Below are 20,215 nucleotides of genomic sequence, written 5' to 3' on the forward strand. Positions count from 1 at the left end.
CGGGCCGATCTACCCAAACACCTATTTTCGGGGTTAATGAGAATCTTTGGTGACTTCACTTCCGGAATTTCCTTTAAGAAAATCCAGGTCTGCCCCCAGGTTGGCTTGTTCTACGTGTTTGACATACAGGCTTACGTAACCCCTGTCAGTCATTGCAGCGGGTTTTTGCCAGGCCGCTTTTCGTTTGCCAAGCTCTTCTTCTGATACCAGCAGGTTCAGTTTTCGCTGTTCTACATCCAATTCGATCAGATCTCCCGTTTGCACGACGGCAAAGTTTCCTCCTTCGGCGGCTTCGGGCGTGGCATGTAGCACCACGGTACCAAATCCGGTGCCGCTCATGCGGCCATCCGAAATGCGGATCATGTCCTTGATTCCTTTTGCCAGGACTTTTGGAGGCAAGCCCATATTCCCCACTTCGGGCATACCGGGGTAGCCCTTGGGCCCTACGTTCTTTAGGACCATGATGCTATGCTCGTCGATATCTAGGTCCGGATCGTCAATTTTGTTTTTGTAATCGTCGATGTCTTCAAAGACCACTGCTTTGCCGGTGTGTTTCATCAGTTCCGGGCTTGCCGCTGATGGTTTGATAATGGCTCCGGTTTCGCAAAGGTTTCCTTTGAGAACCACGATTCCGGACAGCGTATTGAACGGGCGATCGATTGAGGCAATTACCTTGTCGTTGTAATTTTCAAACCGTTCGTTGATTTTACCGATTTCCTGACCTGTAACGGTGATGGCTTGATTATTCAGACGATCTTTAAGTTGGCGAATTACCGGGGGCAGGCCACCCGCATAGTAAAAATCCTCCATGAAGTAGCTCCCGGAAGGCTGAAGGTTGGCCAGTAGTGGAATATTGGAAGAAAAGGTATCAAAATCCTCCAGCGTAAGCGGGATACCCATTCTACCTGCAATGGCCAGCAGGTGGATCACAAAATTGGTCGAGCCGCCGATGGCGGCATTTACCATGATCGCATTTTCAAAAGCTTCGCGGGTGAGGATGTCGGATAGTTTCAGGTCGTTTTCTACCATCTTTACGATTTCCATGCCGGAAAGATGAGCCAATACTTTTCGGCCGGTGTCCGGTGCCGGAATTGCCGCATTCCCGGGTAAGGAGAGACCGAGCGATTCCACCATGCAGGCCATGGTGGAGGCGGTACCCATGACCCCACAATGCCCGTCGCTACGGCACAGTCCCGATTCGGCCACGTAAAGGTCTTCCTGGGTCATTTTGCCAGAGCGGGCCTCTTCGCTGAATCGCCAGATATCGCTGGTACTCACCTCTGTCCCCCGGTACCTGCCCGTAAGCATCGGTCCGCCTGATACCACGATGGTGGGGAGGTTTACACTGGCGGCGCCCATTACCAGAGAGGGCGTCGTCTTGTCGCAGCCGCAGAGTAATACCACGCCGTCCAAAGGATTGGCTCGGATCGACTCTTCTGTATCCATGCTGGCCAGGTTGCGGTACAACATGGCGGTCGGTTTCATAAGCGTCTCTCCAAGTGACATCACCGGAAACTCTACCGGATAGCCGCCGGCTTCCAGCACACCTTTTTTAACAAACTCAGCCAATTCCCTGAAATGGGAATTGCAGGGCGTTAGCTCTGACCAGGTATTGCATATGCCAATCATGGGTTTTCCTCCCAGTTCGTGGGTGGGAATCCCCTGTTTTTTAAACCAGGACCTGTAAATCAGGCCATCTTTGCCGGTTTTCCCAAACCAGCCCTGGCTTCGCCTTTCCGTTTTCTTCATTGTTAGGTTTGTATGGTCAATTAGGTTTTCGTTTCTACCCGAGGCAGGTAGTACATTTATTTCTTTCAAAGTATAAGATTAGTAAATGTTTGGCCAAAATAAAATTTTCCGATTCAAAAAACCCCTGCCCAGGTTGGGGGTTACAGGTTTAAAACAAAAATTCCCTACGCTGGCAGCCCATTGGTTTTGGGCCCCGTATATGGGGGCGGTCGGCAAAGCGAAGCGTTTTCGGAGGGGCTCCAAACGATTCTCGAATGAAATGGTGAAAGTTTAGGGATAATCCCCTATTTTAGGCAGTCAATTACTAAAAAACGTCAAATCAATAACCAATGAGTTTTGAAATAAAATCATCCATGGATACCTACGATGTAATCATCGTAGGATCCGGTGCCGGGGGTGGCATGGCCAGTAAAATCCTTTCGGAGTCGGGGTTAAGTGTAGCGGTGGTGGAAGCGGGAAGTGACTTTGATCCAGCGCTGGAGGAATACCGCACCCAACTTCGCTGGCCCTGGGAGTCTCCGCGCCGGGGAGCCAATACGGTTCGTGCGTTTGGCGATTTCGATGCGGCATACGGCGGATGGGAAATAGAAGGAGAACCCTACACCCGCAAGGATGGCACCCAATTTGACTGGTTCCGTTCGCGGATGGTGGGCGGAAGGACCAACCACTGGGGCCGAATTTCCCTACGTTTCGGTCCGGATGATTTCAAGAGAAAAAGCATAGACGGCCTGGGCGACGATTGGCCCATTGGCTACGAGGATGTAAAGCCCTACTACGACCGGGTGGATCAAATAGTAGGTGTTTTCGGTACCAAAGAGGGAATTCGGAACGAGCCCGATGGGTTTTTTCTTCCCCCACCCAAGCCTCGGCTCCACGAGTTGGCATTTATGAAAGGAGGAAAAAAGATCAACCTGCCCGTCATTCCTTCACGTATATCCGTGTTGACGCGTCCGGTGAACAACGAGCGGGGCGCCTGCTTTTTTTGCGCCCAGTGCAACCGCGCCTGCCAGGTATACGGGGATTTTTCTTCCGGGACAGTTTTGGTAAAACCGGCTATCAAAAAGGGAAAGGTGGATTTGTACACCTACGCCATGGTTCGCAAGGTAACCACCGACGAAAAAGGAGAAGCCACGGGGATATCTTATGTAAGTAAGGTGGACATGCAGGAGTACAAGCTCAAAGCGCGCGTGGTGGTTTTGGGTGCTTCCGCCTGCGAGACTGCCCGGATTATGATGAACTCCAGTTCCCCCCAGCATCCAAACGGAATATCTAATAGCAGCGGAACCCTGGGTCGGTACCTGCACGATTCCACCGGCGCCAGCCGCTCGGCATTAATGCCCGAGTTTTTGGGCCGGGACAAATACAACGAAGACGGTGTGGGCTCCATGCACGTGTACACTCCCTGGTGGCTGGACAACAAAAAACTGGATTTTCCCAGAGGATACCACCTGGAATTTGGTGGGGGCATGCGCATGCCAAATTATGGCTTTGGTTTCGGCATGGATTCCATGCGAAGTTACCTCAAAGATGAATTTGGAAAACCCCGGCCGAATGGTGGCTACGGGGAAGGATTGAAAAAAGATATCCGCAGCGTTTATGGAGCCACGGTGGGTATTGCCGGAAGGGGCGAAAGCGTGCCGCAGTACGACAATTATTGTGAAATAGACCCGCAAACCGTGGACAAATTTGGGATTCCGGTGTTGCGCTTCCATTACAAATGGACCGATTACGAAGTAAAGCAAGCCCGCCACATGCAGGAGACGTTTGAGGAGATTTTCGACGCCATGGGTGCTCAGGTGATGGGTAAAAAGCCCGGGGCGGAGACACAATACGGCCTGGCTGCACCGGGACGTATCATCCATGAAGTAGGTACTACCCGTATGGGGAAAGACCCCAAGACGTCCGTCTTGAATCCCTATTCCCAGGCCCACGAATGCAAAAACCTGTTTGTCGTAGACGCAGGGCCTTTTGTATCCCAGGCAGACAAAAATCCTACCTGGACGATCATGGCCCTCTCCATTCGCACATCGGAGTACATTGTCGACCAGTTAAAAAAGAAGAATATCGGGTAAAATTTTCGAACAGGTATCAAAATCAGAAAGTCTTCGCGCCTGGGGGCTTTCTGATTTTTTTATGTTGGGTATTTATCCCAATTTCAAGCCGTGAATTGGCAATACATCGTAAATGGGCTGACGGTTGGTCTGCAGGAAATGAGTTGGCTGGAAGCGATTGCCGTTTTCTTCGGTCTGGCATCTGTGTACTATTCCATGCGGGAGAATATACGTGTATTTCCTACCGGTATTATCAGTACGCTTATTTATGTCTGGATATGCCTGCAGGTGGGCTTATACGCAGACATGGGAATCAATGCCTATTATTTCTCCATGTCCATTTTCGGCTGGTATGTCTGGACCCACCCCAAACCCGGAAAGGCGGCGGTTCCGGTCACCTGGATGCAGGGAAGGGAAGTAGTGCAGGCCTTAGGTTTGTTCCTGGCGGCCTATGCCTTGCTTTATTTCCTGCTGCGTTACTATACAGACAGCGACGTGCCGTATTGGGATTCGTTTACCACTGCCGCGGCATTTGTGGGCATGTGGCTCATGGCTCGAAAGAAAGTAGAGAATTGGATCGCCTGGATCGTCACCGATTTGGTTTCTGTTCCTTTGTATTTTTACAAAGGACTTATTTTGACCTCGTTCCAATTTCTGGTTTTTACCGCTTTGGCGGTTTTGGGCCTGATAGCCTGGATCCATGCCGCCCGAAAATACGCAGCATTGGATGAATAAAGTCGTGATCATCGGTCCGGAATCTACCGGCAAAAGCTCGCTCAGTGCCGCTCTTGCAGCGTATTACAACGAACCCTGGGTTCCGGAGTATGCCCGGGAATACCTGCAGGAGCTGAATCGCCCGTATACCTACGAAGACCTGCTGCAAATCGCCCGAGGCCAACTGCAAGCGGAAAGGGAAAAGGCGGAACTGGCGAATGAATTGCTGTTTTGTGATACCGATCTGCGGGTAATAAAAATCTGGAGTGATTACAAATACGGGAAAACTGATCCCTGGATTCGTGAGCAAATAGCCTCACGATTCTATGACCTGTACCTGCTGACCGATATCGATATTCCCTGGCAGGAAGACCCGCTGCGGGAACATCCCGATCCGGTTCTCCGACACTACTTTCTCGGGCAATACGAACAGGAGTTGGATTCCTCAGGGCCTCCCTGGGTAAAAGTATCCGGGACGCACAAGGACCGGCTGAAGTCTGCAGTACGGGCCATCGAAGGAATTCTCGGAAGAAGCCCGGCGGGATCCTGAGGGTAAGAACCAATTATCTTGCTCTTTCGCCGAATCTGGGATAATTTGCAGGGATTCCCTGAATCATGCTGTTGGTTACGGAATTTTTGAATATTTTCAGGATTATTCTCCAACAATAAACCAAACATACCGCTACATGCCTACCCACAAGGAACAAATGAAAAAGTACTGGAAACGCAACATCCGCACGGTATTGATACTGCTGTCGGTATGGTTTGTCGTCTCTTTTGGTTTTGGTATCCTCCTGGCCGAGCCGCTGAATGCCATTAAGATTGGCGGGTACAAACTGGGCTTTTGGTTTGCCCAACAAGGCTCCATATTCACCTTTGTAATTTTAATTTTTGTTTATGTATACCGCATGAACAAACTGGATGAAGAATTTGATGTCAACGAAAAATAACCCTGTAAACCCACTGACCCAGCTATGGATATTTTAACCTGGACCTATATTTTGGTAGGCTTGTCTTTTGCCCTGTACATAGGCATTGCCATTTACACGCGCGCAGGGTCCACGAAAGAATTTTATACCGCAGGCGGCGGTGTCTCACCCTTGGCCAACGGAATGGCTACAGCGGCCGACTGGATGTCGGCGGCATCTTTTATTTCGATGGCGGGGATCATTGCTTTCTCCGGCTACGATGGCTCTGTGTACCTGATGGGCTGGACCGGGGGCTACGTTTTATTGGCCCTTTTGCTGGCTCCCTACCTGCGCAAGTTCGGGAAATTTACGGTCCCGGACTTTGTAGGTGATCGGTATTACAGCAACAAAGCCCGCGTCGTGGCGGTGTTTTGTGCCTTGTTTATCTCGTTTACCTATGTGGCGGGACAAATGCGCGGGGTGGGAATTGTATTTTCCAGGTACCTGGAAGTAGACATCGAAAAGGGCGTGATCATCGGGATGACCATCGTGTTTTTCTATGCGGTATTGGGGGGCATGAAGGGCATCACGTATACCCAGGTGGCACAATACTGCGTGTTGATTTTTGCCTTTATGGTCCCTGCCATTTTTATTTCCATTCAGCTCACGGGAAATCCCGTGCCGCAGCTTGGTCTTGGAGGAACGGTGCAGGACGGTACCTACCTGCTGGATAAGCTGGATGGTATCTTGGTGGATTTGGGTTTTCACCAGTACACGGCGGGGAGAAAGTCGGTAGTGGATATTTTTGCGATCACTCTCGCGCTGATGGTCGGTACGGCCGGATTGCCTCACGTCATCGTTCGGTTTTTTACCGTGCCCCGGGTAAAGGATGCGCGGCTTTCGGCGGGCTATGCGTTGGTTTTCATTGCCATTTTGTACACGACGGCCCCAGCAGTGGCCGCCTTCGGGATTTACAATGCCATCGATACGGTAGCCGGGCAACCGGTGGATCAATTACCGGATTGGGTGGGAAATTGGCAAAAGACAAACCTGATTGTGGTGGATGACGTGAATCAGGACGGGGTGGTACAATACCTGGCCGATCCCGAAATGAACGAACTTACCGTGGACAAAGATATCATGGTCCTGGCGGCCCCGGAAATCGCCGAGTTGCCCAATTGGGTGGTGGGGCTGGTGGCGGCCGGAGGCATGGCTGCGGCTTTATCCACGGCAGCAGGATTGCTTCTGGTTATTTCTACTTCCGTTTCCCGTGATCTGTTTCGAACGTTTGTTCCTCAGATGACGGAAAAAACGGAATTGATTATTGCCCGCGTATCTGCTGCAGTGGCGGTGGTCATCGCTGGTTATTTTGGCATCAATCCCCCCGGATTTGTGGCGGAGGTAGTGGCGTTTGCTTTTGGGCTGGCGGCGGCTTCGTTTTTTCCAGTGATCATCATGGGTATTTTTTCTACCCGAATGAACAAGGAAGGAGCCATTGCGGGAATGGTGACAGGACTGGTTTTTACGCTGGCTTACATCATTTATTTCAAATTTATTCATCCTGAAGCCAACACGCCCGAAAACTGGTGGTTCGGTATTTCTCCGGAGGGCATAGGTACGGTTGGGATGTTGATCAATTTTGTCTCCTGTTTTCTGGTGTCCAAATTTACCCCGCCCCCACCGGAAGACGTGCAGGAAATGATTCAGGATATCCGCATTCCGAGGGGCGCAGGAAAGGCCCATGACCACTAAACAGCGGGTATTATGCAGGGAAATGGGTGCATAGCGAATATATTTACGTTAATTTTATAAAACTATTAAAACCTAAACTATCAGACGATGAGTGATAGAATTCATACCTTAAGCGGCTATTTTCACGAATACCAGAAAAGTGTAGCGGACCCGGAAAATTTCTGGGCTCGTGTAGCGGATTCGTTTCATTGGAAAAAACGCTGGGATAACGTACTGGACTGGAATTTTGAGGGACCGGATGTGAAATGGTTCGTCAACGGCAAATTAAACATCACCGAAAACATTCTGGAAAGGCACCTGTTCACCATTGGCGATCGGCCGGCCATTGTTTGGGAGCCCAACGACCCTACAGAGGAAGGGCGTACCCTTACCTACAGGCAATTGCATGCGGAAGTATGCCGGTTTTCCAACGTGCTTCACGAGAAGGGCGTGCAAAAAGGAGATAAAGTGATCATCTACATGCCGATGGTACCCGAGGCCGCGGTAGCCATGCTCGCCTGTGCCCGCGTGGGTGCCATTCACTCTGTGGTTTTTGCAGGATTTTCCAGCAATGCCCTTGCGGACCGCATCAACGATTGCGAGGCAAAGGTGGTTCTCACCTCGGATGGAAATTTTCGTGGAAAGAAAAAAATTCCCGTAAAGGGAGTAGTCGACGAAGCCCTGGATAACTCCTCTTCGGTAGAAACTGTGATCGTCTACCAGCGAACAGAGCAGGAAGTTACCATGAAGGAGGGCCGGGATTTCTGGTGGCACGACGTTATCTCCGGGGTAGCTACCGAGCATCAGGCGGTAGAAACAGACAGCGAAGACACCCTATTTATTCTGTATACTTCCGGCTCTACCGGTAAGCCCAAAGGTGTGGTGCATACCTGCGGCGGCTACATGGTCTATGCCAAGTATACCTTCGAAAACGTTTTTCAATACAATCCGGGAGACGTGTACTGGTGTACGGCGGATATCGGATGGATTACGGGGCATTCGTATATTGTATACGGTCCCTTGTTGTCCGGAGCGACATCCATTATGTTTGAAGGGGTGCCTACCTTCCCGGATGCGGGACGGTTTTGGGCCATTGTTGATAAATACAAGGTCAATCAGTTCTACACGGCACCAACCGCCATTCGTGCCTTGCAGGCTTATGGCACGGAGCCCATTGCGCCCTACTCGCTTGATTCCTTGAAAGTACTTGGTTCCGTGGGAGAGCCCATCAACGAGGAGGCCTGGCACTGGTACCATACCCATATTGGAAAAACAAAATGCCCCATTGTCGATACCTGGTGGCAGACGGAAACCGGTGGGATTATGGTATCCCCGCTGGCGGGGATTACCCCCACAAAGCCTGCTTACGCCACCCTGCCCCTACCCGGTATACAGCTGGCAATCATGGATACGGAAGGAAAAGAGTTGATCGGTAATTCGGTGGAGGGAAACCTTTGTGTGAAATTTCCCTGGCCGGGAATGATTCGCACAACCTATGGAGACCACGACCGCTGCAAGCAGACCTATTTCTCGGCCTACAAAGGCATGTATTTTACAGGGGATGGTGTAAAACGGGACCACGACGGGTATTACCGGATCCTTGGCAGGGTCGATGACGTGATCAACGTTTCGGGCCACCGAATGGGTACCGCAGAAGTGGAAAATGCAATAAACGAACACCCGCTGGTCGTCGAGTCGGCTGTAGTCGGGTATCCCCATCAGGTGAAGGGGCAGGGAATCTATGCCTACGTTATCTGCGACATGACAAACCGTACCGAGCAAAATTTGGTTAACGAAATCAAGGACACGGTAACGAAAATTATCGGGCCCATCGCCAAACCGGATAAAATACAGATCGTTCCGGGCCTTCCCAAAACGCGTTCCGGCAAAATCATGCGGCGTATCCTTCGAAAAGTAGCCGAAGGCAGCATGGACAATTTGGGCGACACCTCTACCCTGTTGGATCCGGAAGTGGTCGATCGGATCATCGAAGGACGAATTGAATGAGGTAATTTTCATTCCCGACCCATGTCGTTGAAGCGCGCGGCGGAATCCGTACGCGTTCCTTTACTTCCTAGCTACCCGTTTCATGGCCAATGTCATCGTCAATCGGATCATTGATTTCCTAAAGAACTACCCGCCCTTCAGCTTTCTTTCGGAAGAATTGCTGGGCCAGGTAGCCCGGGAAGTGGATTTGCTGTACTTTGAGACGGATGAGTTGTTGTTTCAAAAAGGCGAGCCCGCTAAAAGCTATTTTTTTGTAGTCAAAGAAGGGGCGATCAAGCTGACGGAACAAGTTGCCGAAAAAGAGGAGACCGTCGAATTTTGTGACGAAGGGGATGTATTTGGGGTACTGGCGCTTCTGGGAAAGCGGCCGTATATTCTCAATGCCCGAGCGAACGAACCCAGCCTGGTAATCGCCGTACCGGTGGGGATTTTTGAAACAATCCTGAAGGAAAACAGTCAGGTCAGCTTTTACTTTGCCTCTGGTTTCGCCGCGGGGCAGGTAGTCGTACGGTCCAGTCTGTCGCAAACGCAGAAGGTCCGGGCGCTTTTTGGAACAAGGCGAAATGAAAACGGGCTGATGTTGTTTTCCGGGCAACGGACCATCCGGTACTCCGATCCGGTGATTCATTGCCCCCTGGGCGCGACCGTTGCCGCCGCAGTGGCAGAAATGGCCAGGGCCAAAGTGGGATCCATACTGGTCGTGGACGGTAACCAGCATCCCCGCGGGATCATCACGGATAAAGACCTCCGAAACCGGCTTATCGCTCCCGGGCTGCCGTACGATACACCGGTAGATCTGATCATGAGCCATCCGGTGATCACCGCTAAAACGGACCTGGAATTTTCTCAGGTGTACCTAACCATGATCAAGCACCGCCTGCACCATTTGGTATTTACCGAAGACGGAAGCCCGGATTCCGCGCTGCTGGGAATCATTTCGGACCACGACATTCTCCTCTCCCAGGGCAATAGCCCCGCCGTCTTGATCAAAGCACTACAGGAAAGTGACGATGTGCACGAGTTGGCCAAGCTAAGAAACCAGGCAGAGGAAATGTTGCGTTATTACCTGGAAAATGAATTGGCTATTGATTTTATCGCCGGAATTCTCACAGAAATCAACGACACGATCATACGAAAAGCCATCGAGATGGCGAAAAAAAAGCTGGAGCCCCGCTTTCCCGAACTTCAGGAGCTGGAATTTTCCTTTCTGGTATTGGGTTCCGAAGGCCGAGGCGAACAATTGCTTCGAACGGATCTGGACAACGCGTTGGTCTATCAGGACGTATCCGAAAACCGCAGGGAGCAGACGGAAAAGTTTATGCAACTCCTGGCTCGGGATGTGATGGAAGTCTTGTTTTCCTGTGGCTTCCACTCCTGCCCTGCCGAGATGATGGCTACGAATCCGCGATGGTGCCAGCCGCTTTCGCAATGGAAGCGTTATTTTAGCCAGTGGATTCGGGAGCCCGATCCGCAATCCCTGATGATGGCCAGTATTTTTTTTGATTTTCGGTCGGCTGGAGGCAAGCAGGCACTGGCGGATGCATTGACCCAACACGTATACGATGAAATCGATCAGGGGAACGTTTTTCTTAATTTCCTGGCAAAAAATGCCTTGTTGAACCCACCTCCGCTAGGCTTTTTCAGGAATTTTATGATAGAGAAATCTGGCAAGCACGCAGAGAAATTCGATATCAAACTGCGGGCGATGATGCCCCTTGCCGATGCCGCACGGGTGTTGGTACTAAGCCATCGCGTGGTGGGCATCAACAATACCTTCAAACGATACGAAAAACTGGCCGAGTTGGAGCCCAATCAGGCATCGCTGTTCCGGGATGCGGGAAAAGCCTATGAGATTTTTATGCGTATCCGCGCGCTTGAAGGCCTGGCCTCTGAATCGTCCGGACGCTTTATTCAACCAAACAGCCTTGGAAAGTTGCAGCGGCAGCTACTGAAAAACGCCTTTTTTCCCATCGATGAAATCCAGAAGATTTTGAGGGTTCGCTTTCAACTGGATTATTTTGGCAGCTGATATGAATTGGAAAGCCCTATTTGGTTCCTCACCCCTGCCCAGCCCGGCCTATATCAAGAGCTACGAGAAATCGCTAGTGCGAAAAATTGCAAAAAGTAAACCATTGTCTGAATTGGAGTTTCTGGTAGTGGATACAGAAACCACCGGACTGGATACCAAAAAGGACCAGGTGCTTTCCTATGGCGCCGTGCAGGTAATTAACAACCGAATTCGCGTGTCGACCTCTAGGGAATTTTACCTCAAGCCCAAGATAAGAAACCGGGAAGCGATTAAAGTTCACGGACTGGTGCAGGAGCGGCCTTTTGTAAGCAGGGAATTATTGATTCGGTCTTTTCTCGAAGATGCAGCCCAGAAAATACTCGTGGGGCACCACTTGGGTTTTGACCTGGCCATGCTCGAGCGAGCGGGTAGATCGCTGGGCTTGCGAAAAATAAAAAACCCCGGGCTTGACACCTACGATCTGGCGGTTCGCCTGGATCGAGGCCGGTATTACGACCCCCGGACCATTCCCAGTCGTGAGTATTCGCTGGACCGGCTTTCCGAGCGCTACGGGATCTCTCTGGATGACCGGCATACCGCAGCCGGCGACGCCTTTCTCACGGCACAACTGCTTATCAAACTATTAAAAGTAGCTGCAGCAAAGGGTATCCGGAGCTATGGGGAATTGATGGTATAGGCTAGTCAAAAAACCGGGTTTCCAGCTGTCCGGTCGCTTGAACGTGAATCACCAAATCGGTCCGGGTAGGATAAATACGCGTGATACCGATTTTAGGATCTTCCAACAGTACCTGTGCGACGGGGCTTTGCCATTCCCCAAATTGGGCCAGTAGCGTTTCTGCCTCGTTCAGGTACTCCTGTATGGGAAAAATGGCCCGCTTTTCCAGGTTTTTCCGAATTTTTCTGCGCTTGGACCAGTTGACGGTATTGGTTAGGAAATTTTTGGTTTTCACTTTGAATTCAATATCGGTGAAGAAAATCTGTTGCTTTAGCGCATCAAAAACGGGTTTGCCTGCCAGGTAAAACTGACCGGCTAAATCCTTCTTCCCTTCCCGTAATCCGATAAAATCCATGGAAACCAACAGCCGGTCCCCGAGATGACTTACGGAAATCGTTCCCGGTCGCATGCGGGTCTTGCTGTCCAGGACGATAAGACTGTCCGCCAGGGTTTCGTTCAGCTGGCTGGCGATTTCCTCGAAACTCAGGCTTATGGGGATGGTGATTTTCAGGTTATTGCCGGTGACCTCCTCCAGTGTCAATGCTGGAAGCGGTGCCAGTTCGGTTGCCAGGGGCCGGTCTTTTTGGCTGACCATTTCGGCTGTAAGGCCGATACCGAGCTGGAGTTCCTGATCGGGGGTGAGTTTTTGGTGAATCCGCAAGCTTTCTGGCTGGGGATACACGTAATTTCCGGAAATGCCATTGGGAATGTACCGGGGTTTCCCGAAGCTGTCCCAAAAGTTTTCGGCCAGCCTTCGAAAATCCAGCGCCGCAAGGGCTCCGTCGCGCAACTGATTTTCCATGATGGTCACCACCTGCCGTTTGACCAGGGGTTCAAAATCAAACTGAAGTCCCAACACATCGAATGAAAGCGGTTTGCCTAGCGAACGTATTTCCAGATCCTGGATATCAAAACTCCAGTCCTTATTCAAAACGGGAAGAAAATCAATCTCGGGAGACAAAGCCTGTTCGAAAGGCAGCGCGGTGGACACGCGTTGTCCAAAGATGCGCTTTTCGAGTCGCAGGGTTCCGTCGGCTATCACGGGCATGCCCAATTGGAGCTTGCCCTGATCGGAGGCAGCCAGGGACAGGTTACCGGTTTTCTCCAGGTGGATGTCAGCGACCAGGCCATCCCCTAATTCAAGCCCCTTTTCGTCTATCAGCTGTTGGCTTAATTGCCGATTGATCCGGTTAGCGATAGACGATAGCGGGATGTTTAGCTGAAGGTTTATTGCGGCGCTGGCGGCTGGAACCTCGGGTGGCGCTGGCGGATTGTCTACCCGAAGGCTGCGGCAGGCAGCGCCAGCCATCAAGAGCAGTAAAAAGGGAAAGAAACGATAGCGGGGAAGGCTCATGGTAGTAGAACGCAGGAAATGAATAAATCGGTTGCCGCCGGGTAATAAATTACGTAAGCGGCACAAAGATAGGACTATTCCAAAATTTTGTGCAACCGTTGAACTTTAAAGCCCGCAAATTCGGTTATTAAAATCGTAAATCAATTGAGGCATATGAGCTGGAAAAAACTAGCGAGTTTATCGCAACTAGATCAATTAAAGGAAGAAAGCAAAGAGAAACCGGTGGTGATTTTTAAGCATTCAACCCGCTGCTCGATCAGTAGCATGGCCTGGAATCGGATGGAGCGCAGTTGGAAAGCAGAAGACAGTGAGCGCTTGTCCCCGTACTTTTTGGACTTAATTGCTCACAGGGATATTTCTAACGCCATTGCCGAGGAGTTTTCCGTGGCCCATGCTTCCCCGCAGGTCATTGTAATTAGAGACGGGAAGGCCGTTTATAACAACAGCCACATGGGAATCAATTACCGGGAAATCGTTTCCGTAGAGGGGTAAGTTTCGGGAAAGGTTTATTGCTGTCCCGGATTTTAGCCGTTAAATCCCATATTTTGCCCGCTGTACTTTTTACCAACAGGCATTAAACCGCGGGGAACTTTTGCAGTCTAATCCTCATACACATTAACCAAATGAATACGATGAGGATTTTTACGCTTAGTTTCTTTTTCCTGGCCATCTCCTTGATGGGAAGTACCCTTCAGGCCCGACAGGATCGCCCCAGTCCACCGCAGATTCGCGGGCAGATAGTGGAGCAAGGCAGTCAGGACCCCATGATTGGCGCCAATGTGGTGCTCAAGACCCAGGGCGATAGCCTGATTACTTCCACTACGACGGGGCCAGACGGCAAGTTCAGCATCGCCTATCCCCGGTTGCCTGTATTCAAATTGGAAATAACCTACGTGGGCTTTGAGAAAGTGACCCGGGAATTTTCCCGTGGAATGCCTCTTGATTTGGGTGTGATCGCTATTCGGGAGGACAGTCAGCTTTTGGGCGAAGTGGTGATCGAGGGCGAGACCAGCGTGGGCGAAATGAAGGGCGACACAGCGGTTTTCAACGCCAGCGCATTTAGGACCCGGGAAAACGCCATGGCCGAGGACCTTATTGGTAAGTTACCGGGCGTCACCATCGAAAATGGACAAGTGCAGGCGCAGGGCGAACAGGTGCAGAAAGTGTTGGTGGACGGACGGGAATTTTTTGGAAGTGATCCATCCATTGCCCTGAGAAATTTGCCGGCGGATGCCATTTCCAGCGTAGAGGTGCTGGACCAACGCTCCGACCAATCCCGCCTTACCGGCCTGGACGATGGGAATTACGCGAAGACCATCAATATCATCACCAAAGGAAACATGCGCAACAGCTATTTTGGCCGGGTGTATGGAGGCTATGGCACCGATAATACCTACTCGGTCGGAGGAAATATCAATTTTTTTAACGGAAACCGACGGATCTCGATCATCGGCATGTCAAATAACGTAAACCAGCAAAACTTTGCATCCGACGATTTACTCGGTGTAAGTGGTGGCCTGGGTGGCGGCGGGCGCAGGGGCGGCCGAGGAGGAAGGCCCGGAGGGGGTGGCAATAGTTTCGGCGTACCTTCGAATAATGGGATTATTACCACCAATTCCCTGGGGTTGAACTACAGCGACAAATGGGGCGAGAAAATCAATTTTACCGGAAGCTACTTTTTTAATGCCACGGACAACACCGTTTTTGAAAATACCAATCGGGAGACGGTTATCTCCGAAGATCAGCGACAGCTGTATCAGGAAAGTCAGGTAAGTACGATCACGAATAACAACCACCGAATGAACGCACGGATGGAGTACGATATCAACGAAAAGAATGCGTTGATCATCAGTCCCAGCATTAATTTCCAGGATAATTTCCGGTACAGCAACCTGGAAGGGCTAAACCTGGACCAGTCCCTGGACTCCCTAAGTGATACCCGAAACCTGACCGAAAACGAAACCCAGGGCTATTCCATTTCCAATAATCTTACCTACCGCTACAAATTTGATAAAGTAGGCCGGACGATTTCTGCCGATTTGTTTACATCCTGGAATCAACGGGACCAGTTGACGGACCTGATTTCTTCCAACAAGGACTACGTGCGAAACGCATTCGATACGCTGGTGCAGGAAACCACCGCTCTTTCGGATGGGTTCAACTACCGGACAAACCTCACCTACACCGAACCCATCAGCGAAAAATCCGTGGCGACCCTTTCGTACCAGATCGGAAACAACAAGAGTGCTGCCGACCAAAAGACCTTTCAGCTAGCCAATGAGCAGGGGATCATGGTGCTGGATACAGCCTTAAGCAATGAGTTTGACAACAAATTCCTTACCCAACGGGCGGGCCTGGGGTACCGCTACAATAATAAGGGGTTGAACATCAACATGAACCTCGATTACCAGTATGCGGTATTGGACAACGAAAGCGAGTTTCCGACAGTGGGTACCTTTTATCGCGATTTTAAAAATCTGATGCCTACCGTCACCATGAATTACCGGAACCAAGGCGGTACCAGCTACCGGTTTCGTTACCGTACCCGTACCGACGAGCCCAGCGTCAACCAACTGCAAAACGTGATTAATAATAGCAATCCGTTGAATCTTTCGGTGGGGAACCCTTCCCTGGGACAAAGTTACAATCACTCCATGTTCGTGAACATGTCCCGGTTTAATATGGAGACCAATAAAACGTTTTTTGTTTTTTTATTCACAAATTTCAATACCAATTTTATAGGCACCAATACCTTCGTGGCTCCTCAGGATACCCTGATTAACAACGAGGTTCTACTCAGGCGAGGCGGGCAAATCACCAGCCCGGTTAATCTAAACGGGCAAATGAATGCCCGGCTATTTCTTAGTTACGGAACCAGCATCCCCAAATGGAAAACCAAGGTCAATTTGAACCCTGGACTTAGCTATGGTCGAACCCCGGGAATAATCAATGGACAAACCAATACCAATGAGAATATTGATATTCGGCAGGGTGTTACCTTTGCCAGTAATATCAGTAAAGATGTGGATTTTACGCTGTCCACCACGGGTACCTATACCATCGTCAACAGCAGCCTTCAAAGCAATCTTGACCAAAATTATTTCATTCAAAGCAGTAACCTGCGGTTTTATTATTCTCCCAATGACGGAAAAACCTTTATCGCCAATAATGTAAACAACATGCTATACCGGGGCCTGTCTGAGGGTTTGGACCAATCGGTCTGGTTATGGAATATTGAAGCAGGATACCGTTTTCTCAAAAACAATAAGGGAGAGTTGAAAGTGTATGTCTTTGACCTATTGAAACAAAACAATAGCATCTCCAGAAGCATCTCCGATGTGGCGGTTACCGATACTTTCTCAAACGTACTCACCCGTTACGGCATGATCTCTTTTACCTATATTATCGGTAACTTCAAAAAGTCCGATTTGCCGGATCAGGAGCAACGGCCGGGAGGGTATTCGGGAGGACGAGGCGCTCGAAGCTGGTAAAATATCTGTATATTGTTATCGACCAATATGTAAACGCGATGACAAAGGAAATCAGGCTCAGGTGCTGGATTACCATTGGAGGAGAGAAATTTTTCGGACCGGGCCGGGTAGAATTACTCGAACGCATCCAATTGGAGGGCTCGCTTTCCAAAGCGGCCAGGCAAATGGGCATGTCCTATAAAAAAGCCTGGGACATGGTCAATGACCTAAATAGCCGGGGGAGCGAGCCTTTCGTACGCCTAAAGAAAGGGGGCGAAAAAGGCGGTGGAGCTGAACTCACGGAACACGCCCAAAACCTGATTTTCAGGTTTGAGAAATTGTCCGAAAAATTGAAAGAAATCACCGAAGAAGAAGCCGAAATCTTAGACTGGATCTAAACGGGTTCCTTTTTTGCAAATCAGATCTGAATGCTGCACATCTTCAATTTTTGGATTTAGACAAATTCGATATATATTTATAAATATATCGAATTACATTCTAAAGCCGGATTGTATGAAATGCAATGGTAAGGCATTTTTATTGTTTTTGGGGTTAATGCTCTTTTATCAGTTGACATGGGCTCAGACGGAACGCCCGATTTTGGTCGCTGCTGCTTCGGATCTAAAATTTGCCCTGGATTCAATTATCTTGGTTTTTAACCATGAAAAGCAAATCACCGTTAAGCCCATTTATGGTTCCTCCGGAAAATTATACGAACAGCTTTCCAACCGGGCACCTTTTCATATTTTCATGTCGGCAGATGTGCGCTACCCGGAATTATTAGCCGAAAAGGGCCTGACGGCATCTGAAATTTATGCATACGGAGTAGGCAGGTTGGTGCTATGGAGTAGAAAGTATGACGTAAAGGATCTTGGGATGGAGGCTTTTCAGCAGCCCTGGGTAAAGAAGATAGCGATCGCCAATCCCGATCACGCTCCCTATGGAAAACGGGCGGTGGAGTCGCTGGCCTTTTATGGCTGGAATGAAAAGCTGGCTCCCTCATTGGTAAAAGGAGAAAACATTTCTCAGGCCGCTCAATTTGTCGCTACGGGAGCGGCAGATTTGGGAATGATTGCGTTATCTTTGGCCCTCTCACCCACCATGAAAAAGTATCAGAGGTCTTACTATCTTATCCCGGAATCGAGTCATTCCCCCCTGGTCCAGGGCGCGGTCGTTACCAGGCATGGGGAAAATAGTCCGGAATCGTATGCCTTTATGGCGTTTTTGAAAGGGGAAAAGGCACTCGGTATTTTCCGCTATTTTGGTTTTTCCCAACCTTCAAACTGATGGATTTTAGCCCCTTCTTTTTGACCCTGAGGCTGGCGCTGTTTACCACGCTAATTCTTTTTCTGATAGGTATCCCATTGGCTTATTGGCTGGCATTTAGCAAGTTCCGGATTAAGTATATGGTAGAAGCAATTGTCAGTTTGCCCCTGGTATTACCTCCCACGGTTTTGGGATTTTACTTGTTGTTGTTTTTTAGTCCGGAGAATCCGATGGGTGGCTTCCTGGATCGTTATTTTGACCTGCGTCTGGTATTTACCTTTCCGGGGCTGGTGCTGGCTTCGGTTATTTACAGTTTGCCATTTATGGTTCAGCCCTTGCGTTCCGGTTTTACCGGGATCCCAAAGGCCTGGATAGATACCACCCAAACCCTGGGAAAAGGGCGGTGGGTTACGTTGACACGGGTGATGCTGCCCAACATGAAAAGTGCACTGCTTACAGCGGGTGTCTTGTCTTTTGCCCATACCGTGGGAGAGTTTGGAGTGGTATTGATGGTAGGAGGCAATATTCCCGATGAAACACGAGTGATTGCAGTCGCCATCTATAACGAGGTGGAGGCCATGAATTATGGGCAGGCCAATACCTACAGTCTGATTCTCATTGGATTTTCCTTTCTGGTCTTGCTCATTACCTATTGGCTGAATCGCGATAAAAGCAGGGTTTTGAGCTATGATTGAGTTGGCACTGGAAAAATCATTATTTGGACCGGATGGGAAGTTCACCGTACGGGTTTCCTGTCACCTGAATCCGGGGGAGATGGTCGGCCTCTACGGCCCCTCCGGCGTAGGAAAGTCGAGTGTGTTGCGGATGATTTCGGGATTGATGAAACCAGAAGCAGGCCAATTGAAAGTAGCTGGTGAGGTATGGTTTTCCAGCGAGCAACAAGTAAACCTGAGACCCAACAAACGAAATATTGGCATGGTATTTCAGGAGCATTCGCTTTTTCCAAACATGACCATCCGGCAAAATCTGGAGTTTGCCCTGGAAAACGGGCAGCAGGCAGCCATTGTGGGGGAATTGCTCGAGCGGGTGGAGTTGACGAAACTGGCGGATAAAAAACCAGCTGTGCTTTCCGGTGGTCAGAAGCAGCGGGTAGCCCTGGCGAGAGCCATGGTACGCAAGCCTGCGGTACTCTTGCTAGATGAACCATTTTCGGCCCTGGATATGAAGATGCGGGCAAACTTGCAGGAATACCTCATGCAGTTTCATAAAGAGTACGGGCTCACTACGCTTCTGGTGAGCCACGATGCCTCGGAAATCAGCCGAATGGCCCGGCGGGTGTTGGTGATGGAACACGGGACCTTTAGTTTCGACGGATCTCCTCATCAGTTTTTTTCCCGGTAAAATTTCGTCTATTTTTTTACTAGCTAGTGTTTTTTTGGAAGGGAATTGCTATTTTTCCTTGAATTTTCTCGTAAAAAAACACCAGAACGCGAACATGGGGTCTCTCTTTGGCCCATTTTCTAGAAAACTGATTTACCCAGTAACCCACACATTTATGCAAGACGTTTCGTCCTTATTACTACGCATGAACGAACACGTGAATGGCTGGAGAGGTGTCGGTGACCAGCGGCACGTTTTCCTGGGCTGTTACACCCTGATGAGTCAGGCCATGCACGAGGCCATTGAGGAAGGGCAATTTACCAATGCCCCCTGGGTTTCCAGGTTGCTGCTTCGATTTTCGGAGTATTATTTTGAGGCCCTTTCCCGATACGATCAAGATCCCGATCGCTCGCCGCTGGTGTGGCGTCAGGTTCACGATGCCTGCTTGAATCCGGAAATCAACGTCACCCAGCATTTATTATTGGGAGTAAATGCGCACATCAACTACGACCTACCCCTTGCGCTCCACGATTGCCTGGCCGAGAACTGGTTGCAGTTGCCCGAAAAGGAAAAGGAATCGCTGCGGACCGATCACGAACTAGTAAACGAGATAATCGCCCGCACCATTGACACCGTGCAAGACAGCATCGTTAACCCATCTTCCTGGACCATGGAAGCCCTGGATGTATTCATGGGTCGCCTGGACGAGTGGTTGCTTTCAAAACTCATCAGCTCCTGGAGAAACGATGTTTGGGAGGTAAACCTGCACCTGTTGGCAAGCGCTACGGAGGAGCAACGCGCGTACATCCGAAAAGAACAGGAAGCGCTGGTCCTGAAAAGGGCCCGTCAGTTTATGCGCTACCTGTAGTGTAGCCGTTTT

At 50.1% G+C, this 20,215-nt stretch carries 17 protein-coding genes; 15 read left to right on the forward strand and 2 right to left on the reverse strand.

The window, feature by feature from the left end:
• Positions 1-33: 33 nt before the first annotated feature.
• Complete coding sequence (locus BMW71_RS05980; RefSeq protein WP_092172722.1) at positions 34-1,749, reverse strand: IlvD/Edd family dehydratase; 1,716 nt, start codon at positions 1,747-1,749, stop codon at positions 34-36.
• A gap of 329 nt (positions 1,750-2,078) precedes the next feature.
• On the opposite strand from BMW71_RS05980, the gene BMW71_RS05990 reads away from it, so the two are divergent.
• From BMW71_RS05990 to BMW71_RS06025, 8 genes are all read left to right on the forward strand, one after another.
• Positions 2,079-3,821: a GMC family oxidoreductase gene (locus BMW71_RS05990; protein WP_092170901.1), complete on the forward strand. Its 1,743-nt coding sequence runs from the start codon at positions 2,079-2,081 to the stop codon at positions 3,819-3,821.
• A gap of 90 nt (positions 3,822-3,911) precedes the next feature.
• Complete coding sequence (gene pnuC / locus BMW71_RS05995) at positions 3,912-4,535, forward strand: nicotinamide riboside transporter PnuC (RefSeq protein ID WP_092170904.1); 624 nt, start codon at positions 3,912-3,914, stop codon at positions 4,533-4,535.
• Complete coding sequence (locus BMW71_RS06000; RefSeq protein ID WP_092170906.1) at positions 4,528-5,064, forward strand: AAA family ATPase; 537 nt, start codon at positions 4,528-4,530, stop codon at positions 5,062-5,064. Before pnuC ends, BMW71_RS06000 begins: the two co-directional genes overlap by 8 nt.
• Before the next feature lie 136 nt (positions 5,065-5,200).
• A complete protein-coding gene (locus BMW71_RS06005; RefSeq protein WP_092170909.1) occupies positions 5,201-5,464 on the forward strand; it encodes a DUF4212 domain-containing protein in 264 nt (87 codons plus the stop codon).
• 24 nt (positions 5,465-5,488) lie between these two features.
• Positions 5,489-7,174, forward strand: a complete 1,686-nt coding sequence (locus BMW71_RS06010) for a sodium:solute symporter family protein (RefSeq protein ID WP_092170912.1) — start codon at positions 5,489-5,491, stop codon at positions 7,172-7,174.
• A gap of 87 nt (positions 7,175-7,261) precedes the next feature.
• Positions 7,262-9,160, forward strand: a complete 1,899-nt coding sequence (acs, locus tag BMW71_RS06015; RefSeq protein ID WP_092170914.1) for an acetate--CoA ligase — start codon at positions 7,262-7,264, stop codon at positions 9,158-9,160.
• 82 nt (positions 9,161-9,242) lie between these two features.
• Positions 9,243-11,189 (forward strand): DUF294 nucleotidyltransferase-like domain-containing protein, encoded by a 1,947-nt coding sequence (locus tag BMW71_RS06020; RefSeq protein WP_092170917.1) that lies wholly within the window; start codon positions 9,243-9,245, stop codon positions 11,187-11,189.
• Between the two features lies 1 nt (position 11,190).
• A complete protein-coding gene (locus BMW71_RS06025; protein WP_092170920.1) occupies positions 11,191-11,865 on the forward strand; it encodes a 3'-5' exonuclease in 675 nt (224 codons plus the stop codon).
• A gap of 1 nt (position 11,866) precedes the next feature.
• Here the strand turns inward: BMW71_RS06025 and BMW71_RS06030 are convergent, their stop codons facing one another.
• On the reverse strand, positions 11,867-13,258 hold the full coding sequence (locus BMW71_RS06030; protein WP_092170922.1) for a DUF4403 family protein: 1,392 nt from the start codon (positions 13,256-13,258) through the stop codon (positions 11,867-11,869).
• A gap of 153 nt (positions 13,259-13,411) precedes the next feature.
• On the opposite strand from BMW71_RS06030, the gene ytxJ reads away from it, so the two are divergent.
• The 7 genes from ytxJ to BMW71_RS06065 all read left to right on the forward strand — a co-directional run bounded on the left by ytxJ (position 13,412) and on the right by BMW71_RS06065 (position 20,203).
• Positions 13,412-13,750, forward strand: a complete 339-nt coding sequence (gene ytxJ / locus BMW71_RS06035; RefSeq protein WP_092170925.1) for a bacillithiol system redox-active protein YtxJ — start codon at positions 13,412-13,414, stop codon at positions 13,748-13,750.
• Positions 13,751-13,890: 140 nt separating this feature from the next.
• Positions 13,891-16,749 carry an outer membrane beta-barrel protein gene (locus tag BMW71_RS06040; RefSeq protein WP_092172725.1) on the forward strand — a complete coding sequence of 953 codons (2,859 nt, stop codon included), beginning with the start codon at positions 13,891-13,893 and terminating at the stop codon, positions 16,747-16,749.
• 38 nt (positions 16,750-16,787) lie between these two features.
• Positions 16,788-17,126 carry a winged helix-turn-helix domain-containing protein gene (locus tag BMW71_RS06045; protein WP_092170928.1) on the forward strand — a complete coding sequence of 113 codons (339 nt, stop codon included), beginning with the start codon at positions 16,788-16,790 and terminating at the stop codon, positions 17,124-17,126.
• A 115-nt stretch (positions 17,127-17,241) separates the two neighbouring features.
• Complete coding sequence (gene modA / locus BMW71_RS06050; protein WP_092170931.1) at positions 17,242-18,015, forward strand: molybdate ABC transporter substrate-binding protein; 774 nt, start codon at positions 17,242-17,244, stop codon at positions 18,013-18,015.
• A complete protein-coding gene (modB, locus tag BMW71_RS06055; protein ID WP_092170933.1) occupies positions 18,015-18,689 on the forward strand; it encodes a molybdate ABC transporter permease subunit in 675 nt (224 codons plus the stop codon). The genes modA and modB overlap by 1 nt, the downstream gene beginning before the upstream one ends.
• Positions 18,682-19,356, forward strand: coding sequence for an ABC transporter ATP-binding protein (locus BMW71_RS06060; RefSeq protein WP_092170936.1), 675 nt, complete (start codon positions 18,682-18,684; stop codon positions 19,354-19,356). The genes modB and BMW71_RS06060 overlap by 8 nt, the downstream gene beginning before the upstream one ends.
• A 154-nt stretch (positions 19,357-19,510) precedes the next feature.
• Positions 19,511-20,203 (forward strand): DUF5995 family protein, encoded by a 693-nt coding sequence (locus tag BMW71_RS06065; RefSeq protein ID WP_143057564.1) that lies wholly within the window; start codon positions 19,511-19,513, stop codon positions 20,201-20,203.
• The last annotated feature ends 12 nt before the right edge of the window (positions 20,204-20,215 follow it).

The organism is Cyclobacterium xiamenense (assembly GCF_900109255.1).
In the GTDB taxonomy this organism is placed as follows: domain Bacteria; phylum Bacteroidota; class Bacteroidia; order Cytophagales; family Cyclobacteriaceae; genus Cyclobacterium; species Cyclobacterium xiamenense.